This is a genomic window from Kosakonia sp. ML.JS2a (assembly GCF_025642095.1).
GTDB lineage: Bacteria > Pseudomonadota > Gammaproteobacteria > Enterobacterales > Enterobacteriaceae.
On the sequence record NZ_CP106754.1, the window covers coordinates 947,745 to 968,698 of the forward strand.

16 protein-coding genes are annotated in these 20,954 nt (G+C 52.9%); 11 read left to right on the plus strand and 5 right to left on the minus strand.

The genetic code is table 11. The annotated features are described in order from the left end of the window. The first annotated feature begins 314 nt into the window (after nucleotides 1-314). Nucleotides 315-1,964: an EAL domain-containing protein gene (locus N7922_RS04525; protein WP_263099441.1), complete on the plus strand. Its 1,650-nt coding sequence runs from the start codon at nucleotides 315-317 to the stop codon at nucleotides 1,962-1,964. Between the two features lie 1,087 nt (nucleotides 1,965-3,051). Beyond that, nucleotides 3,052-4,374 carry a diguanylate cyclase gene (locus tag N7922_RS04530; RefSeq protein WP_263099442.1) on the plus strand — a complete coding sequence of 441 codons (1,323 nt, stop codon included), beginning with the start codon at nucleotides 3,052-3,054 and terminating at the stop codon, nucleotides 4,372-4,374. A 75-nt stretch (nucleotides 4,375-4,449) separates the two neighbouring features. Here the strand turns inward: N7922_RS04530 and N7922_RS04535 are convergent, their stop codons facing one another. Beyond that, on the minus strand, nucleotides 4,450-5,592 hold the full coding sequence (locus tag N7922_RS04535; protein WP_263099443.1) for a trans-sulfuration enzyme family protein: 1,143 nt from the start codon (nucleotides 5,590-5,592) through the stop codon (nucleotides 4,450-4,452). Nucleotides 5,593-5,611: 19 nt separating this feature from the next. Beyond that, entirely contained in the window at nucleotides 5,612-6,982 is a 1,371-nt protein-coding gene (locus tag N7922_RS04540) for a cystathionine beta-synthase (protein ID WP_263099444.1), read from the minus strand. 395 nt (nucleotides 6,983-7,377) lie between these two features. Here N7922_RS04540 and N7922_RS04545 point away from each other — a divergent pair, with 395 nt between their 5' ends. From N7922_RS04545 to N7922_RS04565, 5 genes are all read left to right on the plus strand, one after another. After that, nucleotides 7,378-8,400: a methionine ABC transporter ATP-binding protein gene (locus N7922_RS04545; protein WP_061493293.1), complete on the plus strand. Its 1,023-nt coding sequence runs from the start codon at nucleotides 7,378-7,380 to the stop codon at nucleotides 8,398-8,400. Then, a complete protein-coding gene (locus N7922_RS04550; protein ID WP_263099445.1) occupies nucleotides 8,393-9,061 on the plus strand; it encodes a methionine ABC transporter permease in 669 nt (222 codons plus the stop codon). Before N7922_RS04545 ends, N7922_RS04550 begins: the two co-directional genes overlap by 8 nt. An 18-nt stretch (nucleotides 9,062-9,079) precedes the next feature. After that, nucleotides 9,080-9,892 carry a MetQ/NlpA family ABC transporter substrate-binding protein gene (locus tag N7922_RS04555; RefSeq protein ID WP_263099446.1) on the plus strand — a complete coding sequence of 271 codons (813 nt, stop codon included), beginning with the start codon at nucleotides 9,080-9,082 and terminating at the stop codon, nucleotides 9,890-9,892. A gap of 185 nt (nucleotides 9,893-10,077) precedes the next feature. Then, entirely contained in the window at nucleotides 10,078-11,259 is a 1,182-nt protein-coding gene (locus N7922_RS04560; RefSeq protein WP_263099447.1) for an acetyl-CoA C-acetyltransferase, read from the plus strand. A gap of 476 nt (nucleotides 11,260-11,735) precedes the next feature. Further along, nucleotides 11,736-12,416, plus strand: a complete 681-nt coding sequence (locus N7922_RS04565; RefSeq protein ID WP_263099448.1) for an oligogalacturonate-specific porin KdgM family protein — start codon at nucleotides 11,736-11,738, stop codon at nucleotides 12,414-12,416. A gap of 320 nt (nucleotides 12,417-12,736) precedes the next feature. Here N7922_RS04565 and N7922_RS04570 read toward each other — a convergent pair whose 3' ends face one another. Beyond that, the gene (locus tag N7922_RS04570) at nucleotides 12,737-13,912 is read right to left on the minus strand and encodes an oligogalacturonate lyase family protein (protein ID WP_263099449.1); all 1,176 of its coding nucleotides are present in this window, start codon (nucleotides 13,910-13,912) and stop codon (nucleotides 12,737-12,739) included. Nucleotides 13,913-14,396: 484 nt separating this feature from the next. On the opposite strand from N7922_RS04570, the gene kduI reads away from it, so the two are divergent. The 4 genes from kduI (at nucleotide 14,397) to N7922_RS04590 (ending at nucleotide 18,247) form a co-directional block, all read left to right on the plus strand. Then, a complete protein-coding gene (gene kduI / locus N7922_RS04575; RefSeq protein ID WP_263099450.1) occupies nucleotides 14,397-15,233 on the plus strand; it encodes a 5-dehydro-4-deoxy-D-glucuronate isomerase in 837 nt (278 codons plus the stop codon). A gap of 60 nt (nucleotides 15,234-15,293) precedes the next feature. Next, nucleotides 15,294-16,055, plus strand: coding sequence for a 2-dehydro-3-deoxy-D-gluconate 5-dehydrogenase KduD (kduD, locus tag N7922_RS04580; protein WP_263099451.1), 762 nt, complete (start codon nucleotides 15,294-15,296; stop codon nucleotides 16,053-16,055). A gap of 313 nt (nucleotides 16,056-16,368) precedes the next feature. Further along, the gene (locus N7922_RS04585) at nucleotides 16,369-17,787 is read left to right on the plus strand and encodes a sugar porter family MFS transporter (RefSeq protein ID WP_263099452.1); all 1,419 of its coding nucleotides are present in this window, start codon (nucleotides 16,369-16,371) and stop codon (nucleotides 17,785-17,787) included. Nucleotides 17,788-17,911: 124 nt separating this feature from the next. Then, nucleotides 17,912-18,247 (plus strand): colicin E1 immunity protein, encoded by a 336-nt coding sequence (locus N7922_RS04590; protein WP_263099453.1) that lies wholly within the window; start codon nucleotides 17,912-17,914, stop codon nucleotides 18,245-18,247. Between the two features lie 20 nt (nucleotides 18,248-18,267). Here N7922_RS04590 and N7922_RS04595 read toward each other — a convergent pair whose 3' ends face one another. Further along, the gene (locus N7922_RS04595; protein WP_263099454.1) at nucleotides 18,268-19,479 is read right to left on the minus strand and encodes a colicin-like pore-forming protein; all 1,212 of its coding nucleotides are present in this window, start codon (nucleotides 19,477-19,479) and stop codon (nucleotides 18,268-18,270) included. Nucleotides 19,480-19,800: 321 nt separating this feature from the next. Beyond that, the gene (locus N7922_RS04600) at nucleotides 19,801-20,931 is read right to left on the minus strand and encodes an oligogalacturonate lyase family protein (protein WP_263099455.1); all 1,131 of its coding nucleotides are present in this window, start codon (nucleotides 20,929-20,931) and stop codon (nucleotides 19,801-19,803) included. Nucleotides 20,932-20,954: the final 23 nt, after the last annotated feature.

Here is a 20,954-nt window from a genome sequence, read left to right on the forward strand (position 1 = left end):
GAGCCGAGTCCAAGCCGCAGGGAGCGTGGCGTTGCGGGGCGTGAGAGGTAAAAATTATCACAAAGATTGTTAGTTAAACTTTTTATTAATAATTACCCGACATCAATTCTTCACAATTTATTCATAATTTCTCGATTTTTGTGCGCACTGTCTTTATCGGAAATTATTTTGGATTCTTTAGCGATTAATTAATGTTTATATATTGAGACCATCTATAAATCATCATTCTCTATTAATATAGCTGCTGTGTGATATTGAACCCTTTAATACTTTCAATTAGGATGTGTCCGAACACTTCTTTAAGAAAAACGATTATGCATTCTGAAAATGATATTTTCGGCTCTCAGAATATGCTCGCCGCACTCGAAAATGTTCACGATGCTGTCGTACTACTTGATAGTACGGAAACCGTGTTTTTTTTTAATCGCGCAGCTGAGCAATTATGGGGCTATCCGCGGATTTCGGTCCTCGGTTGTAAGGCGTCAACCATTCCCTTGTTTGGCGCTATCGATGTGCTGTCCTGCGAAGCAGAAAATGAGCAGGCGCTGACCGTCATTACTGCAACCGGCGAAGAGACATCGCTGGCGGCAACCATCAGTTATGACGGACCAGGAAATACAGGCGCACCTTGTCGTGTTGTGGTGCATATTGACCAGGAGCGTGTCACTAAACTTTCAACCTTTGACCGTCTGACCGGGCTGCCGAACCGCAGCGCGTTGCATCAGTATATCGATCAGATGATGGCCAGTGGAGAGCATGCCCGCGCGGCGTTCTTCTTCCTCGATCTGGATCATTTTAAAGACGTTAACGATGCGCTCGGCTACGCCGCCGGGGATAACGTGCTGGTGGCCATCGCGCAGCGTCTGCGCACCGAGTTTTCCCGCCAGGGGTTTGTCAGCCACGCCGACAGCGACGCGTTTGTGCTGGTGATCCCGGATTGCGATAGCACCCGGGCAACCAGTATCGCGCAGAAAATCCAGGCGCTGTTCCGCATGCCGTTTAAGATTGCCGATCTGGCGTTGAATGTGACCGTCAGTACCGGTATCAGTCTGTATCCGGATCATGGCGTTTCACGGGATGGTTTGCTCAAGCATGCCAACCACGCGTCGCATCTGGCGAAAGCGGCGGCCTCCGGCGGCTACCTGTTCTTCAGCACCGAGATGAATCAGGTGGATCAGGAACGGTTAAAACTGGCGGCGGCATTAAAACTGGCTATCGCCAGTAATCTGCTGCATTTGCACTATCAGCCGCAGGTTTGGCTTAAAAATGGCGAGCTTTATGGAGTCGAAGCGCTGGCGCGCTGGACGGATCCGGTTCTTGGCGATATTCCCCCCGGAAAATTTATCGCCCTGGCCGAAGAAACCGGCGAGATTGAGGCCATTGGTCGCTGGACGCTCCATGAAGCTTGCCGCCAGATGGCGGAATGGCGCAACAACGGTATTGAGGTGCCCGTGGTGTCGGTTAATCTGTCGCCGATCAATTTCTATAACAGCAGCCTGCCTAATTACATTTCGTATCTGCTCCGGCAGTACCGTATTCCGGCCAGTTGCCTGACCATCGAGATCACCGAAGGGGTGATGATGGACAAGCGACCGGAAACGATGGAAGTGATTTGTGCCGTGCGCGAGTTAGGCGTTGGGTTGTCGATGGATGATTTTGGCACCGGTTTCTCTTGCTTGTCCCGACTGGCGCATTTGCCGATGACCGAACTGAAAATCGATCAGAGCTTTATGCGTGATTTGAGCGAAGGCAGCAAAATGAAAGCCATCGCCACCACGGTGGTCAAAATTGGTCAGAGTCTGCATCAGACGGTGGTTGCCGAAGGTGTGGAAACGGAACAGCAGCGTAATCAGTTACGCGATCTGCAATGTGATATTGCGCAGGGTTATCTTTATTCCCGCGCGCTCACGGCAGCAGCGCTGGCCGGATGGCTGCAAAGCAGACCACAAAGTGAAATGATTTAAGAGTGAGTTTGCACGGTAGCAGTGGCCCAGGCTTGAAAGGATAATCAGGCCGGAATAAGCCCCCCGGTGCGCGTCCAGTGCCGGGGGATTATTTTTTTGTTTCCCCTTCACCGACTGAGTCAGACACGTCCTCAACATTTACCGACTTGCTCCCTGAAGCAAGCTGAATAATGTATATAAATTATTCCCGTCTTATTTTTATAAGAAAGATTTTTCGCCGAATTAACTAAAACACTTCAAAATGATAAGTAATAAGCAAAACCCCAGCATTCCCCACGACATGTGACGGTGCGCCTGACGGGCCGGATTCGTGCTGGTTGTTTTATTTTCGCTATTATTCATGCTCATAAATTTGCTGTGTCCGAAGTTAATGATGACCCACGCCAGGCCTTGCGGCACGGCGCTTCACAGAAACGAACATAGGTATAACAAGCCGCCGCAATAAATGCAGGAAGGCTATTTTTTCTTTTATAGATACTTTTAATTAATTCGCTTATATATATAGACAGGTCGCGATGATTACCTTTTTTTCTTATGCGTGCGCGACAATAATAAGCGAAGAAAAATTATATTACCTGGAAAAAAATAAAAATCCATGCGGAAATTTGCGTTTGGGACAATAAATTTATTAAGATAGGCCGGCTCTATAATTGCCGGTTTTGTTGGGTTGGAGAACAAATAAATAACGGTGATTGAGTACTTATCCCGGGCAACATCGGGCTGAGAAGTGGCAGCGGTATTGTGGTGGCGCGCACAGGGATAACGAAAAAGCCTGATGCATTGCTTCCCGGCAGGACTATGATTACTTCTCGTAATGGATGTGGGGCGCGACAGGGCTAAAGCAGACTCTGGTAAGTGGAAAGCACTTAACAATAATTATGCAAAATGAGTGCAAATCTGATTCACTTTCACAGGGTTAGCCTGCAGCTTAGGCATGACGCGTAGTTATCTATTTGCGGTGAATCGTTTGCGGCTGAAGGTCATCCTGGCAAGGAGTGCGACTTTAGCGGTTACTGGCGTGCCTTTCGCCTTCACCCAATCACCAGGCTGTTGTTAAGCGCATAGCGGGTCATGCGGAACAAAAATCATGAGTGAAAAAAGACGGACAGACCACAGGGATGAAGATGTTAAGCATCTCTTTGAGTTGCTAAATAATAATTCGGATTGGGTTTGGGAAGTGGATGCTCAGGGGCGTTATACCTGGTCTTCCGATGTGGTGACGGAGCTGCTGGGTGTGCCGCCGGAAGAGGTGATTGGCAAAACGCCCTTTGATTTTATGCCGCCTGGCGAAGCGGAACGGGTCGCCGGTGCTTTTGGCGCGATCGTGATGGAAAAGCGTGCGTTTTCCGGGCTGGTAAACCGTAACCAGCGTGCTGATGGAACCATCGTGGTGCTGGAAACCAGCGGTATTCCGCTGTTTGACGATAACGGCGAGCTGTGCGGGTACCGTGGGATCGACCGCAACATTTCCACGCTCGGTGAGCGCGTACTGCAACTGGAGACGATCTATGAAACCACCCCGGTGGCGCTCTGCATGATCGATCGCCAGGGGCGGCTGGTGATGTCCAATAAAGCGATGGCAAAGCTGTTGGGAGAACGCGCGCCGCAGGGCGCGGAGATCCATTTCCAGAGCCTGATGCCAGAGTACTGGCACTTCTTTCGTACGGATTTTGAACTGGCTGATGGCGGAGAAACGCTGCCTTCGCGAGAGCTGGGCTGGTTTGATCGCTGCTACGACATTCAGTCGGTACCGGTGCGCGATGCGATGGATAACGTCATCGGCCTGTCGGTAACCTGGGTGGATATTACCGAGCGCCGTCACGCCGAGCAGAAACTGGCGAGCGCCAACAAAGTGCTGCAACAATATGCCCAGCACGATCATCTGACCGGGCTGTTTAATCGCCGCTATATGGATGAGTGCCTGGTGGCGGAGATCACCCGCGCCATGCAGGACGATTTTCCGCTGTCGGTCTGCCTGGCGGATATTGATTACTTTAAAAACTACAACGATACCCACGGGCACCAGGCGGGGGACGACTGTTTGCGCATTGTCGCCAAAACCCTCACCTCGTCACGCCTGCGTAGCGGCGATAACGTCAGCCGTTATGGCGGCGAGGAGTTTCTGATTATCCTGCCTGGCACCGATCTGGTGCAGGCGCTGGGCGTGGCGGAAGTGGTGCGCAGCAATATTAATGCACTGGAGCTGCCGCACCATGCCAGTCCGACCGGTTATCTGACCATCAGCATAGGCGTGGCGACCCTGCATGGCAGGCAAATCTGTATTGAGGGCAAACCGCTGCATATGATTGCCAGTGGCTTGATCCACCGGGCGGATACGGCGCTCTATGCCGCAAAAAAGCAGGGGCGCAATCAGGTGGTTTCCGCGCGGGATGCCCACACCGTTCCCTGAATTCGCCGCATCGTCCACGGCGGTGAATACCCACAGCGCCTGCGCCGATGTGCTGGCGCTGTGGGTCTCTCCGGTTTACGCCAACGCCTGCCGCCAGTCGGCAATCAGATCGTTTTCGTCTTCAATCCCTACCGACAGGCGGATCAGCTGCGGCGTAATGCCGTTGGCCAGCCGTTGTTCCAGCGGAATGGAGGCATGGGTCATGCTAAAAGGCTGGCTTACCAGGCTCTCCACGCCACCAAGACTTTCCGCCAGCGTAAATAACGTTAATTTGTTGATGATGGCCGCCGCCCGCGCATCATCACCTTTGATCACGACCGAGATCATACCGCCCGGCAGCGCCATCTGCTGACGAGCAAGCGAGTACTGCGGGTGCGACTCCAGCCACGGGAACCACACTTTTTCCACTTGCGGCTGTTGCTCCAGCCAGCGTGCGAGCGCCAGCGCGTTGCTGCTGTGGCGCTCCACGCGCAGCGCCAGGGTGCGGATCCCACGCAGCGTCAGAAAGCTACTGAAGGGATCGAGCACGCCGCCGATGGCATTTTGCAAATAGCCCAGTTTTTCGGCGAGCGCCGGGTTGTCGCCAACCACCGCCAGCCCGGCCACCACATCGGAGTGTCCGTTCAGGTATTTCGTGGCGGAGTGCACCACAATATCGAACCCCAGCTCCAGCGGGCGGTGGATCACCGGTGACGCAAACGTATTGTCCGCCACGCTCAGCACGTTATGCCGTTTGGCGATAGCAGCAATCGCCGCCAGATCCGCCAGTTTCAGCAGCGGGTTAGTGGGCGTTTCCACCCAGATCATACGGGTGTCCGGTCGGATGGCGGCTTCCAGCCCGGCGAGATCGTCGGGCTTTACCCAACTGACCCGTAGTCCGGCGCTGCGGCGGCGAACATTTTCAATCAGGCGGTAAGTGCCGCCGTAGACATCATCGACAGCCACCAGATGGCTGTCTTTATCCAGTAGCTCAAGCACTGTTGAAATACTGGCGAGACCGGATGCAAAGGCATAGCCGCGCGTGCCGCCTTCCAGTTCCGCAATGGCGGTTTCCAGCGCATGGCGCGTCGGGTTACCGCTGCGTGAATATTCATACCCGGTGTGCTGCCCCGGTGCAGGTTGCGCGAAGGTTGACGTGGCGTAAATCGGCGGCATGACTGCGCCGTGTTGGTCGTTGAAGGTGCCGCTGTGGACACTTTGTGTTGCCAGTGTTTTCACTCTCTTTTCCTTTTGTTCTTTATTGTTCAAGGCGGTTGCGCCAGGTGGTGAGGACGTCGCTGCGGGTGACAAGGCCGACAAAATGGCCGTTGTCGGCGATCACCGCCACCAGGCCGCGATCGAAAATGGCGTACAGCGCGCTCTCCGGTGCATGCTTATCAAGAATTTCAACGTTGCGGGTCATCGCTTCTTTTACCGGCAGGGAAAAACGCGCGCTGTCGCCGCGCACGTGGCTTATCAGATCCCACTCATCAACAATCCCGACCACGCGACCCTTTTCCAGCACCGGTAACTGCGAAATGTCGTACAAGCGCATGCGCGCCAGTACTGCGGCAAGGCTGTCTTGCGGGGCGGCGGTGACCGTCGCGCCTTCGTCATGACGCAGTGCGATAAAATCGGTCAGGTCGCCGCTCGACGGGCGGGTGAGCAGGCCTTGCTGGCGCATCCAGTCGTCATTGAACATTTTCGACAGGTATTTGTTGCCGCTGTCGCAGGCGAAAGTGACCACGCGCTTCGGCGTGGTTTGTGCCCGGCAGTAACGCAGTGCGGCGTTGAGCAGCGTACCGGTTGACGACCCCGCCAGAATGCCCTCCTGTTGCAGGAGTTCCCGCGCGGTGGCGAAGGCTTCACTATCGGTCACGCGAAACGCCTGTTTCACGCCATCGATATGCGCCAGCGGCGGAATAAAATCCTCGCCAATCCCTTCTACCAGCCATGCGCCGGGCTCACCGTAATGACCGCTTTCGACCTGGTCGGCCAGAATGGAACCTGCCGGATCCGCCAGCACAAATTCGGTGTGCGGCGAGTGTTCGGCAAACCAGGCTTGTAACCCGCCCAGCGTGCCGCCAGAACCCACGCCCACGACAATGGCGTCGATATTGCCGTCAAGCTGGTGATAAATTTCCGGCGCGGTGGTGGAGGTGTGCGCCAGTGGGTTGGCCGGGTTATTGAACTGATCAATATAAAATGCGCCCGGCGTTTCCTGCGCCAGACGTTGGGCGTAATCCTGATAATAGGCCGGGTGCCCTTTATTGACGTCTGAACGGGTGAGCACCACGTTTGCACCCAATGCGCGCAGATGAAAAATTTTCTCGCGGCTCATTTTGTCCGGCACGACCAGCACCAGTGAGTACCCTTTTTGCGCCGCAATCAGCGCCAGCCCCAGTCCCGTATTCCCCGCAGTGGCTTCAATAATGGTGCCGCCAGGCGAGAGCAGACCCAGGCGTTCGGCTTCATTGATCATCGACAGAGCGACCCGGTCTTTAATGGATCCGCCTGGGTTTTGATTTTCCAGTTTGAGAAATAATTCGCATGGCCCGCTGTCAAGTTTATGCAGTTGCAGCAGCGGCGTTTGGCCGATCAATTCGGTTACTGAATGGAAGACAGACATCGTGTGTTCACCCGTAGAAAATCGTGATGGGCGGATGATAGGTCTGCCATTTTTCGCTTTTAAAGAATCTTTATTTGTCGTTTAGAACAAACTGAAATATAAAGCTCTGTTTAGCCATCGGGACGGAGAGCCATATAGTCGTCCGGATGTGTTGATAGCCAAAAAATGGCGTTTTAGCGCTGATTTCATGCGCTTTTCCCGTTCTGTTCGCGGGAGTTATGCGTTTTTTGGCAATGCAATGCGAAATAAATCCTTTTCGAAAAATCCCACGTTTTTGCCCGGTTAGCGCGTTTAGTTATAAATAATGTCCATTTGGTTATTTGAAATATCACTACGGGTGATTATTATCGTCTGGACATCCATACCGCTAAACTGCCAAACGGAAACACCAACGCATGATCGTTCTCAGGAATATTTCCAAGATTTTCGACCAGGGAAAGGCATCGATTACTGCTGTCGACAGTGTCAATCTGACCGTTGAGCAGGGGCAAATTTACGGGATTATCGGCTACAGCGGTGCCGGGAAAAGTACGCTGATCCGTTTACTGAACGGGCTGGAAAAGCCCACCTCCGGCAGTGTGGTGATCAATGGGCAGGATATAGCCGCCGCGCGGGGCGAAGCGTTGCGCCAGGCGCGTCTGAAGATCAGCATGGTGTTCCAGCATTTCAATTTATTGTGGTCGCGCACGGTCAGCGAAAACATCGCGTTTTCTATGCAGATTGCCGGTGCGCCGAAAGCGAAAATCACCGCCAGGGTGGCGGAACTGATTGAGCTGGTGGGGCTGAAAGGCCGCGAAAACGCCTATCCGTCGCAGTTGAGCGGCGGGCAGAAACAGCGTGTCGGTATTGCCCGTGCGCTGGCGAATAATCCGGATGTGCTGTTGTGCGATGAAGCAACGTCGGCGCTGGATCCGCAGACCACCGATCAGATTCTCGATCTGCTGCTGGATATTAATCGCCGCTTCAAACTGACCATCGTACTGATCACCCATGAAATGCATGTGGTGCGCAAAATCTGTGACCGCGTGGCGGTGATGGAGAACGGTCAGGTGGTGGAAGAGGGCGATGTGTTAAGCGTCTTTACACACCCGCAAAAACCGATCACCCGGCAGTTTGTGCGCCAGGTCAGCCAGTATAAAGAAGACGAGGCGTTTAACCCGGAATTGAGCAGCGATCTGGGCGGCGCGGTCATTAAATTGACCTTTACCGGCCACAACACGCACCAGCCGATTGTGGGGGAACTGACCCTGCGCTATGGCCTGCCGTTCAATATTCTGCACGGCAAAATGTCGCAAACGGCGCACGGTGTCTTTGGACAATTATGGGTGCACGTGGTGGCGACCCCGGAACAACTGAACAATATCCTCGCCGACTTACGCAACAGCGAGATTGAAAGCGAGGTGGTAACGCATGGCTGAGTCATTTTTCCCCCATCTGAAATGGGAGCAACTCTGGGCCGCCACGCAAGAGACGTTATATATGACAGCGCTGTCAGGCGCGGCGACGTTTGTGCTGGGTATTTTGCTTGGGCTGGCGCTGTTTCTGACTGCGCGTGGCGGTCTGTTTCAGAACCGCGCGTTGTATAGCGTGATCTCGATTGTGGTGAACGTCTTCCGCTCGATCCCGTTCATCATTTTGATTGTGCTGTTGATCCCGTTTACCAAGGCGCTGGTCGGCACCATTCTCGGTGCTAATGCGGCATTGCCCGCATTGATTGTTGGCGCTGCGCCGTTTTATGCGCGTCTGGTCGAGATTGCGCTGCGCGAAGTGGATAAAGGGGTGATTGAGGCGACGCGTTCAATGGGCGCGCGTCTGAGCACACTGGTTTTTCGGGTGTTACTGCCTGAATCATCACCTGCGCTGGTGTCCGGTATTACCGTGACGCTGATTGCGCTGGTGAGCTACAGCGCCATGGCCGGGGTTATTGGCGCAGGCGGGTTGGGCAACCTTGCTTATCTGGAAGGATTCCAGCGGAACCACAACGACGTCACGCTGGTGGCGACGGTGACTATCCTGATCATCGTCTTCATCATCCAGTTCTGCGGCGACGTGATTACTTCTCTGTTAGATAAACGATAATTATTGGAAACCACCATCATGAAAAAAACACTGACACTGATTGCCGCAGCCACCCTGAGCGTTCTGAGCTTCTCATCCTGGGCGGACACGCTGATTGTTGGCGCATCCAATGTGCCGCATGCTGAAATTCTGGAGCAGGCGAAACCGATTCTGGCGAAGCAGGGCATCGATCTGGAAATTAAACCGTTCCAGGACTACATCCTGCCGAACACCGCGCTGGCCAGCCGTGAACTGGATGCCAACTACTTCCAGCACATCCCGTACCTGAACAGCGTGATCAAAGACCATGCGGGTGACAAGACCTATGATTTTGTTAGCGCGGGCGCGATTCATATTGAGCCGATCGGTATTTACTCTAAAAAATACAAGTCGCTGAAAGATCTGCCGCAGGGTGGCAAAATCATCATGCGTGATGCGGTCTCGGAAGAGGGTCGTATCCTGTCTATCTTTGAAAAAGAGGGCGTGATCAAGCTGAAACCGGGTGTTGATAAAGTCACAGCGCGTATTGACGACATCGTGGAGAACCCGAAAAAACTGAAGTTCCTGCCGAACGTTGAAGCGGCGCTGTTGCCGCAGATGTACAACAACGATGAAGGCGATGCGGTGGTGATCAACGCCAACTACGCGATCGATGCCGGCCTGGATCCGGTGCACGATCCGATTGCGGTAGAAAGCGGTGAAAACAACCCGTACGCGAACATCATTACCGTTCATCGCGGCGATGAGAAGAAAAAAGATATCGTTGCGCTGGTGAACGTGCTGCACTCCAAAGAGATTCAGGAGTGGATCCGCACCAAATATAAAGGCGCGGTGATCCCGGTTAATAACTGATCCTTCTGGCGCGCGGCTGTTCTGGCCGCGCGCCTGTTGTTCTGTTTTTTTCTCCTCCTTCTTTATTTCCGTCGTTTCTGGTCCATTATTTCCTTGTGATTAATATCACCAAATTTAAACAACCTTGTTAACACCCATTAACAATGCACTACTATTGCCAGGTTCATTCCAGGGCGGAGGTAGAGATGAAAGATGTCGTGATCGTGGGGGCTGTCCGCACGCCAATCGGCTGTTTTCAGGGGGCATTATCGCGCCACTCCGCCGTTGAGCTTGGTAGCCTGGTGGTGCAGGCGCTGGTGGAACGCAGCGGCGTGCAGCCACAAGATATTGATGAAGTGATCCTGGGCCAGGTGTTAACTGCCGGAGCCGGGCAGAATCCTGCGCGCCAGTCGGCCATTAAAGGTGGGCTGCCGAATACCGTTTCCGCCATCACCATTAACGATGTTTGCGGTTCAGGGCTAAAAGCCCTGCATCTGGCCTCACAGGCTATTCAGTGCGGTGAAGCGGATGTGGTGATCGCAGGCGGCCAGGAAAACATGAGCCGTGCACCGCATGTGCTCACCGACAGCCGCACCGGTGCGCCGCTGGGCAATAGCCAACTGATTGATAGTCTGGTGCACGACGGGTTGTGGGATGCGTTCAACGATTACCATATGGGCATGACGGCGGAAAATCTGGCGCGGGAGTATGGCATCAGCCGCGAACATCAGGATGAATGGGCGCTCCGTTCCCAGCATAAAGCGCGCGCGGCCATTGATTCAGGTCGCTTTCGTGCTGAGATTGTACCGGTGAATGCGATTGCCGCAGATGGTCGCGCGATGATTGTCGATACCGATGAGCAGCCGCGTACCGATCCCAGTGCCGAAGCGCTGGCAAGATTGTCTCCGGCTTTTGGCGTGAGTGGCTCGGTCACCGCCGGTAACGCCTCGCCATTGAATGACGGCGCGGCGGCAGTATTGATGATGAGCGAGAATAAAGCGCAGGTGCTGAATCTGCCGGTGCTGGCGCGTATTCGGGCGTTTGCCAGCGTTGGCGTTGACCCGGCGTTGATGGGGATCGCGCCCGTTTATGCAATGCGACGTTGCCTGGAGCGCGCAGGCTGGCAATTAAATGATGTTGACCTGATTGAAGCGAACGAAGCCTATGCTGCGCAAGCGTTGTCGGTGGGGAAAGTCCTCGAATGGGACGAGAAACGCGTCAATGTCAATGGCGGCGCGATCGCGTTGGGTCATCCGATTGGCGCATCCGGTTGCCGTATTCTGGTTTCACTGGTGCACGAGATGCAAAAGCGCAACGCGCGCAAAGGGCTGGCGACATTATGCATTGGCGGTGGCCAGGGCGTAGCGCTGGCTATTGAACGCGACTGATCTTCTCTTTTAAGTCAAATAAAGCCTTCCTCCCGGAGGGCTTTATTATTTGTGATGGCGATCTCAGGCGGTGTTTCAATTAAATTAAAACCTTCACGACTTCACCTAATAAGCATTCCACGTAATTAAAAAACACGTCTTAAACTCCCTGAAATTGTATTGTTGCCACCGTTACCATTGTCATTGCACAAGGTAAGCATGCTTATTATTATATTTTTCATTTTGTAGGTGACTGTTTTTAATTGTGTTCTTGAGTTGTATTTCAAGTTGTAACAATGCGGTTAATAAAAAATTGATGTGATCTTGCCCCTGTTTTTTATGGCTAAAGCGGAAAATATATTGATATTCATCACGCTGTTATAGATAGTTCAACCCTATACAATTATTTACGATCGAGATCACTAAAATAAAGTTATCAAAAAAATAAAATAGAATTCCATAAAAATGGAACATAATTTTAATTATTGAGGTGACTCATGTTTAAGAAAACTCTGGCTCTTGCTTCACTCCTTGGCGCTTCCTTCGCATCACAAGCTGTTACCGTCGACTTACGTCATGAATACATCGACAGCGGCTCTAACGCCGATCGTGTGGCGGTCTCTCACCGTTTTGATAACGGCGTGGGCTTTGGTGTTGAAGCGAAATGGAAATCCGGCGGCGATGATGCCGATAAACCCTTAACTGAAATTGTCGGTAATGGTCACGAAGAGTCGATCAACTGGCGTTGGGCTGCGACCAAGAATTTTGCGCTGACACCGGGCTTTAATATCGAAAGTAAAGATACGAACTCCATTTATAAACCGTATCTGCATGTGCAATACAGCTTTGATAACGGCATTTATATTGCAGGCCGCTATCGTTATGAATACACACGTAACCCGGATTCCAGCACCGTTGATAATAAAGTCAACAAATTCGATACCTGGGTGGGTTGGGCGCTGGGCGACTTCCGTTTTGAGCTGAACTATGTTTATGCCAAGAGCACCGAAGACGTTATTCGCGAAAACAACAAAACCTATTCAAACGAATATAACGCCAAGGTGGCTTATAAACTCGATAAGAACTGGTCTCCGTATGTTGAATTGGGCAACGTGGGCGTGAAAAGCACCGACGAACGCCAGACCCGTTTCCGTCTTGGCGTAGCGTATTCTTTCTGATTGTCTGAATTACCCTCAAAAATTATCCCCGGAGCCGTTGGCCGGGGATTTTTTTGCGCTATTTTGAACCGCCGTGGCGTTAATGCTCATTTCCCCATTTTCTACTCACTTCAGTTCTTCCGTTTTGAACAGCGCCTGTGCTGACAATAGCCTGGCGGCCGAATCACTCAGCAATATCTGAACTCCGTGGAGCCAACTGAAACGCACACTATTCCGGGCAACCGCCGGTCTGTGAACGCGAAAATTTATCTGGCATCGACGGGTAAAAAAAAGCCCCCCAGGAGGAGGGCAAGGCCAGTTACAGAAACACGACTAAAAAATTATGCCTGCAGCATGACGCGCTGCGCGGGAAGTTTTGCGATATAGAGCGCCGGTTTGCCGTCTTTATCAGAGCTGTACAAAATGGCGCTGTCGTCCGGAGTAAACGAAGGATGCGGATGCGTCACCTGGCGGCTGTTTGCCACGGTCGCCCATGAGGTGTCATGACGGGCAACGCGGAAATAGGCCTTTTGCGCCACGTCAAACACATACAAATAGGGATCGTTATCAATGGTGTAGCCGCTGGTGTCTTTCACATCTACTGGCGTACCGGAACCATCGCCGACCAGCAGCGTACCGTCAAAGTTACTCATCAAGTGAGAGCAGGCCGGCATCGGCATCACAGCTTCGTTTACGCCACTGTCCGGGTTGAAGCGGTAAATAGTGCGCCCTTGTTTGCCCTTCAGGTACGAGACATACACCAGCGCGGAGCCGTTTGGCACCCAGAATTCGTGCGTGCAGCTTTCACCTTCGGCGTGATCTTTCACTTTACGCACATGGCTGCCATCTTCATTGACCAGCCACATCCGCGCGTCCACCAGGTCATGAGGACCTTCATGACAAAACGCCACGGTATTGTCATCGAACGGGCGGTAGATCGGGTGACCGAGCCAGTTTTTCTCTTCATGGATGACGCTGCTTTGACCGTTTTGCAAATCCACGCGCAACAGACGGCAGTGCGGGCCTTTATGGAAGAAATCGTGGAACAATTGCCAGCTGTTCAGCGGCGTCCAGTCGCTGGCGGCAATCTCAATACCCACCAGTTTGGTGCAGTCGCTGTTGGCAACCCAGGTACCGTAGCCTACCCACTCATCCGGTACGCGGTAGATTTCACGTTCGGCCAGCGTCTGCAAATTCACTTCGCGCAGCGTACGGTCATTCTTCACGTAATAAAGTGTGCTGTCGTCTGGCGAGAGAAAGCCGCCAAAGGTGTTATCGCCTGCGCCTTCCGTCAGTTGTACGGCTTCTGCATTAGCGATATCCAGCAGGTAGTAGTTCCAGTTGCCATCAAATTCACCGGCAAACAACAGATGACTGCCATCGTTAAAAAAACACTTCTGATAAAAGTAGTTCCGGTGGCAGGTCACTTCCGGCGGGGTTAAGCGGGTGATTTCCGCGCCGGTGTCCGGATCGCGGCTGACTGCGTATTGCAGTTTTACCCGCATGCCTTTTGCCATATCTCACTCCTTTAAAGGGTCCGGTGGGCAAGCAAGCGCCCTAATGTGACCACAGATGCTTTCAAGTTTAAAAACTGGGTATTAATTTATCAAAACAATGTTTCAATATGTGTGATTGCTGACGCACTTTATAAGAAAAGCGCAAAACAGGACGCAATAAGGCAACGGAAAATGCGCGACTTTGATTTTAAACAGGAAAAGTGCCCTTTGGCTGTCAAAACTCAAAGACGCTCTTAAATTCTTGTTTGCTATGATTAATTTAACGGAAATTTTGCCGTCTTCTCAATATAACGGCGATGTCAACGCCGAACATTCGTGATCGGACTTACAGATCTTGAAAGAAGTAACAGAAAAAGTGAAACGTCGTTTTATTTACGATTGAAAACACGTTTTAGCCGGGATAAGATGCACCAATACAAGAAACGGAACATTGTTTCTCTTCTGTTGAGTGACGTTTCGGTCAAAATTTACTTCGGAGGTTATTGTGGAAGTCAGACAAAGCATCCACAGTGCGCACGCAAAAACGCTGGACACTCAGGGCCTGCGCAATGAGTTTTTAGTCGAAAAAGTCTTCGTCGATGACGAATACACCATGGTCTATAGCCACATTGATCGCATCATTGTTGGCGGCATCAAACCGGTGAAGAAAACCGTGTCCGTAGGCGGCGAAGTGGGTAAACAACTCGGCGTCAGCTACTTCCTTGAGCGTCGTGAACTGGGCGTGATCAACATCGGCGGACCGGGCACCATTACGGTTGACGGTCAGTGCTTTGAAATCGGTCACCGCGATGCGTTGTATGTCGGCAAAGGGGCGAAAGAGGTGGTTTTCGCCAGCATCGATAGCGCGAAACCGGCGAAGTTCTACTACAACTGCGCGCCTGCGCACATGACGTTCCCGACCAAAAAAGTGACGCCAGCCGATGTTGCACCGGTCACTCTCGGCGATCCGCTAACCAGCAACCGTCGCACCATCAATAAATACTTCGTGCCGGACGTACTGGAAACCTGCCAGTTGAGCATGGGGCTGACTGAGCTGGAGCCGGGCAACCTGTGGAACACCATGCCGTGCCACACGCATGAACGCCGGATGGAAGTCTACTTCTACTTCAATATGGAAGAGGACGCCTGCGTATTCCATATGATGGGTCAGCCGCAGGAAACGCGTCATCTCGTGATGCATAACGAACAAGCTGTAATTTCTCCAAGCTGGTCAATCCATTCGGGTGTGGGTACGCGCGCGTACACCTTCATCTGGGGGATGGTGGGGGAGAACCAGGTCTTTGATGACATGGACCACGTCGCTGTAAAAGATCTGCGCTAGTCGCGGGCAGCATAAAACCATGCCTGTCCGGTACAGGCGCTGATAGATTAAGGAACAAACATGATTCTGGATGCATTTTCTCTTCAAGGTAAGGTTGCGGTAGTGAGCGGTTGCGATACCGGTCTCGGTCAGGGTATGGCGCTGGGTCTGGCGGAAGCAGGCTGCGACATCGTTGGCATCAACATTGTTGAACCGACGGAAACCATTGAGCGTGTCACTGCGCTGGGTCGTCGTTTTCTCAGCCTGACAGCCGATCTGCGTCAGATTGATGGCATTCCGGCACTGCTGGAGCGCGCGGTGGCGGAATTTGGCAAAATCGATATTCTGGTCAACAACGCCGGTTTGATCCGTCGCGAAGACGCGATCAACTTCAGCGAGAAAGACTGGGATGACGTCATGAACCTGAACATTAAAAGCGTGTTCTTTATGTCTCAGGCCGCGGCGAAACACTTTATCGCGCAGGGTCACGGCGGCAAGATCATCAACATCGCTTCCATGCTCTCCTTCCAGGGCGGCATCCGCGTTCCGTCTTACACCGCGTCGAAAAGTGGCGTAATGGGTGTGACCCGTCTGCTGGCGAATGAATGGGCGAAGCACAATATCAACGTCAACGCTATTGCGCCGGGCTATATGGCCACCAACAACACCCAGCAACTGCGCGCCGACGAACAACGTAGCGCGGAGATCCTTGACCGTATTCCGGCTGGCCGTTGGGGGCTGCCGAGCGACCTGATGGGGCCGGTTGTGTTCCTCGCATCTCAGGCGTCTGATTACATCAGCGGCTACACCATTGCCGTGGATGGCGGCTGGCTGGCACGTTAAGTCCCCGCCTGCGTCCGATAAAAACCTGCCAGTGGGCAGGTTTTTTTATATCCGCATATTATTTGTCCATATGTAGCTGCTTAAAAAATCCATATCCTTTTATCTTAATTAGCAGGCTTTGTTTAAAAATTTATTACAAATAAAGGAGTTAAAAATAGTTTATGGCTTAAACGTTATTTTCAAAATTGTAAACTCCATCACAAAACATCATGCCATAGCGAATTTATCCATATCTTCGCGTTTTATAGACTGACGCTCGTTCACGCCGCTGACTTACTTTCATAAGACATCTTATTCTGTGCAGGCGAAAAAAATGGCATCTATCAGTAATGAGTCTGTAGTTTTACCGCGTGCGCTGCGTGATACCCGGCGTATGAACCTGTTTGTCTCTGTCTCTGCGGCAGTCGCCGGGCTGCTGTTTGGCCTGGATATCGGCGTGATTGCCGGTGCGTTGCCGTTTATCACCGATCATTTCACCTTAAGCAGCCGGTTGCAGGAGTGGGTCGTCAGCAGCATGATGCTCGGCGCAGCGCTCGGCGCACTGTTCAATGGCTGGCTCTCTTTCCGTCTCGGGCGTAAATACAGCCTGATGGCGGGGGCCGTGTTGTTTGTTGCCGGATCGTTGGGATCGGCTTTCGCCGGTAACGTGGAACTGTTGCTGGTGTCCCGCGTGGTGCTGGGCGTGGCGGTAGGGATTGCCTCCTACACCGCGCCACTCTATCTGTCGGAAATGGCCAGCGAAAATGTGCGCGGCAAGATGATCAGCATGTATCAACTGATGGTGACGCTGGGCATTGTGCTGGCGTTCCTCTCTGATACGGCGTTCAGCTACAGCGGCAACTGGCGGGCGATGCTCGGCGTGCTGGCGCTGCCGGCCGTGTTGTTGATTATTCTGGTGGTGTTCCTGCCCAATAGTCCACGCTGGCTGGCGCAAAAAGGGCGACATATCGAAGCGGAAGAGGTGTTGCGCATGCTGCGTGATACCTCAGAAAAAGCCCGCGAAGAGCTGAATGAAATTCGCGAAAGCCTGAAGCTAAAACAGGGGGGATTCCAGCTGTTTAAAGCTAACCGCAATGTGCGTCGTGCGGTATTCCTCGGCATGTTGTTGCAGGCAATGCAGCAGTTCACCGGGATGAACATCATCATGTATTACGCGCCGCGTATTTTTAAAATGGCGGGATTCACCACCACCGAGCAGCAGATGATTGCCACGCTGGTGGTCGGACTGACCTTTATGTTCGCCACGTTTATTGCGGTATTCACGGTGGATAAAGCCGGGCGTAAACCGGCGCTGAAAATCGGCTTTAGCGTGATGGCGCTGGGTACGCTGATCCTCGGCTACTGCCTGATGCAGTTTGATAACGGTACGGCATCGAACGGGCTCTCCTGGTTATCGGTCGGGATGACCATGATCTGCATCGCCGGGTATGCAATGAGCGCGGCACCGGTGGTATGGATCCTCTGTTCAGAGATCCAGCCGCTGAAATGCCGTGATTTCGGCATTACCTGTTCGACCACCACCAACTGGGTGTCGAACATGATCATTGGCGCGACCTTCCTGACGCTACTGGATGCGATTGGCGCGGCGGGCACCTTCTGGTTATATACCGCGCTGAACCTGGTGTTTGTCGGGATTACCTTCTGGCTGATTCCGGAAACCAAAAACGTCACGCTTGAGCACATTGAACGTCGACTGATGGCGGGTGAGAAGCTGCGTAATATTGGGGTATAACCACAGCGCGTGGCGCTGACGGGCGTCACGCTCACATTGCTGGCGAAAAGCGCGTGCAACGTTGCTGCTTTTTATGGTGATATTAATCAGTTACGGTTGATAAATCATAAGGAATGGGCGCGTTATGACCGCGAAATACTACTTCAAGAATATTTTTTGGGGGATGTTTTTTCTGTCCGGTTTTGCCTGGGCATGGAGCCAGGATATGCAGGATCGCGTCTCCCAATACTTCTTTGTGTTATCGCTCTTGAGTTGCCCGCTCTACCCGTTAGCCAAAAAAGGGGTTGAGACCCTGGCGCTGACGTTTACGACGCGAGCCTTCTGGCAGCGAGGCTATTTCAAAGAGACGCCGGGGAAAAACGGGCTCTATGCCTTGTATTACGGCGCGTGCTTTTTGTTCGCTGTGCCGCTCGGGTTGGCGTATTTGCTCTATCTGTTACTGAAGAAAAAGGCCGGTTAATACCGGCCTTTGGTTTGCCATTACACGCCTAACAGGGCATTCGCTTTGGTGATAAAAGCCTCGTCGACCAGTGCGCCGACGATGGCCATCATCAATGCAAACCCGAGGATGCCGAGGGCGCTGCCGGTGATGGCGCTGAACACGAAAGCCGTCAATGCCGTTGCCGCGTTACCTGCCGCGATGGCTTCCACTTTCACAAAGAACGGACGCCAGTTTTTGGTACGGATAGCCTTCGGCAGTTCGACCAGGATCGCATCATACGCATCGATGGCTTTACCCACATAACCAAACCCTTTGCTGAACTTCGCCAGGCTGCTGGCCATGTTGGCGCGGTTCACGGACTCCAGCGCTTTTGCAATCGCTTCGCGATCGGCCACGCTGTATTTTTTATCCAGCACGGCCTGGTAGCGATCGAAAGCAGCCAGCGCCTGTTCAACGTTGCGGATCTTCTTGCCTTTGGCGGCTGCGGCCAGTTCCTGGGCAACTTTCGCCGACTGTTCGCTGAATTTCGCCGTCACCTCTTTGTAGAAATCGGCGGTAAATTTCACCGCGTCTTTAACGTCCGCGCGTTGCGCTTCGCCCTGCTTATACGCCTGGGTCAGCGCAGGCACTTCCTGTTCAACGGTCACAATGCGGGTATGCTCGTTACCGTTTTTCCCGCCGCCACCAGAGGTGATCTCCCGGCGAACTTTGGTCATCACTTTACCGTTACTCAGCCAGTAGCCGGAAGGCAATACGCCCTGCAACACAGTGACAAACTGGCCAACCGATGAAGAAGCGATCGTGTCGGCGTTGAGCCCGCCTTTGCCGTTATTCGGTTGCTTGCCTTGCAGCGGATGACCGGAGTTGAAGTCGCCGATCGCAACCGTCACGCCATTACCGCGAAGGCCCATCACCAGGCCAGACAGGCCAATGTCCGTCGCTTGATCGGCCGTTAACCCTTCAGCCGAAATGCTGAGCATGCCATTGGGTTTCACTTGTTCAATTTTCAGTTTCGTTAACGGGTTAATGGTGCGGGCAGCCAGAATCAGGTTCGCCAGCTTCTGACGGAGCGCCTGATCATTCTGGATCGCGGCCAACTGTTTTTGCGCCGGTGTTGCGTTCGCTGAACTGCCGTTATCACGATCGCCGCCATGTCCGTTCGAACCGCCGCCAGGTGACGGCTCTGAACCGCGTTCTGAACTCCAGTTGGTACCATCACCTACGCCACCGCCATAGTTAAATCCAGGCATATTGTTTTCCTCTTTTGTCATTTTTTGAGTTGGATTGGGGAAATCCGGTGCGCATCTTTTTGAAGACCAGAGACGTTCTGCCACACCGAATGCGCTGTATATAAAAACAGGTGTTTTGCTACAGCAAGGGCGATGCTACGCCTGAGATATTCACCCCGTCAATAGCCCTGATTAAATAAAAATTATAATAATAACAATGAGTTGTGTCGTTTTTGAGTAAACATTAAAGGCTGGAAAAGCGCGTAAAAAGGGGAGCGAAAATCGTGCAAAAATGTGTCAAAAAAGAGGCCCTCATCGTGGCGAAGAGGGCGGAGGGAAGACTCAAACTTTGGCTAAATAGAGCGCAGGCATGCCTTCGGCGTCTGAGGTGTAGAGCACCCACTGGTTATCCGGTGAGAATGACGGGTGCGGGTGGGTGACCTGGCGGTCGCCGTCCAGCACTTTCCAGCTACTGTTATGCTGGCAGATGGCCGTTTGCTCGCCGCTTTGCACATCAAACACCCAAATAAAGGGATCGTTAAGATGAATCTCTCCGGTGTGATGGGGCGCGCCGTCACCGACCACCAGACTGCCGTCATCGTTGCTCATCAAATGAGAACAAGGGGGGATCGCCATAAGCTGGCGGTTTTCCAGCGTCTGCGGGTCGGCGCTGAACAAATAGCGGCGGGCGTCGTTTTCCCGGTGCGCCACGTAATAGAGCGCGGAGCCATCCGGTACCCAGAATTCATGGGTAAAACTTTCGCCAGCCTCATGCTGACGCACCTTGCGCAGGTTGCTGCCATCTTCGTTGATCAACCACATGCGTGCATCAATCGCATCGCGCGGGCCTTCATGGCAAAACGCCACGGTTTTATCGTCAAACGGGCGGTAGATCGGGTGCCCCAGCCAGCGTTTTTCTTGCAACAACGTGCTGCGCTCACCGCTTTGCAGATCGATGCGGATCAGCCGACATTCCGGGTTAGTGAAGTAGAAATCGCGGAATTTTTGCCAGTCGGTTAACGGCTGCCAGTCGCTTTTTTTAATTTCGATGCCGACCAGCTTCGTGCAGTCGGCGTTGGCGACCCAGGTACCGTAAGCCACCCAGTCGTCGTCCACCTCATAAACGACATACTCTTCCAGCGTGTGCAGTTCGACGCGGCGCAATTCCCGGGTGTTTTTTACATACCACAGGGTGCGATCGTCGGCGGACAAAAAACCGCCAAAGGTATTATCCCCGGCCCCTTCGGTTAACTGGGTGGCCTCGCTGCGGGCGATATCCAGCAGGTAATAGTTCCAGTGGCCTTCGAATGCGCCGCCAAAGATCAGTTTCCCGCCATCGCGGGTAAAGCATTTTTGGTAGAAGTAGTTACGGTGACAAATAATGTGCGGAGGCGTCATCCGGATAACCTCGCGCCCGGTATGCGGATCCTTCTGGCTACGGTATGTCAGCGGGATGATTTTGCCTTTTGCCATGATCTTCTCTCCTGATCCTCTCT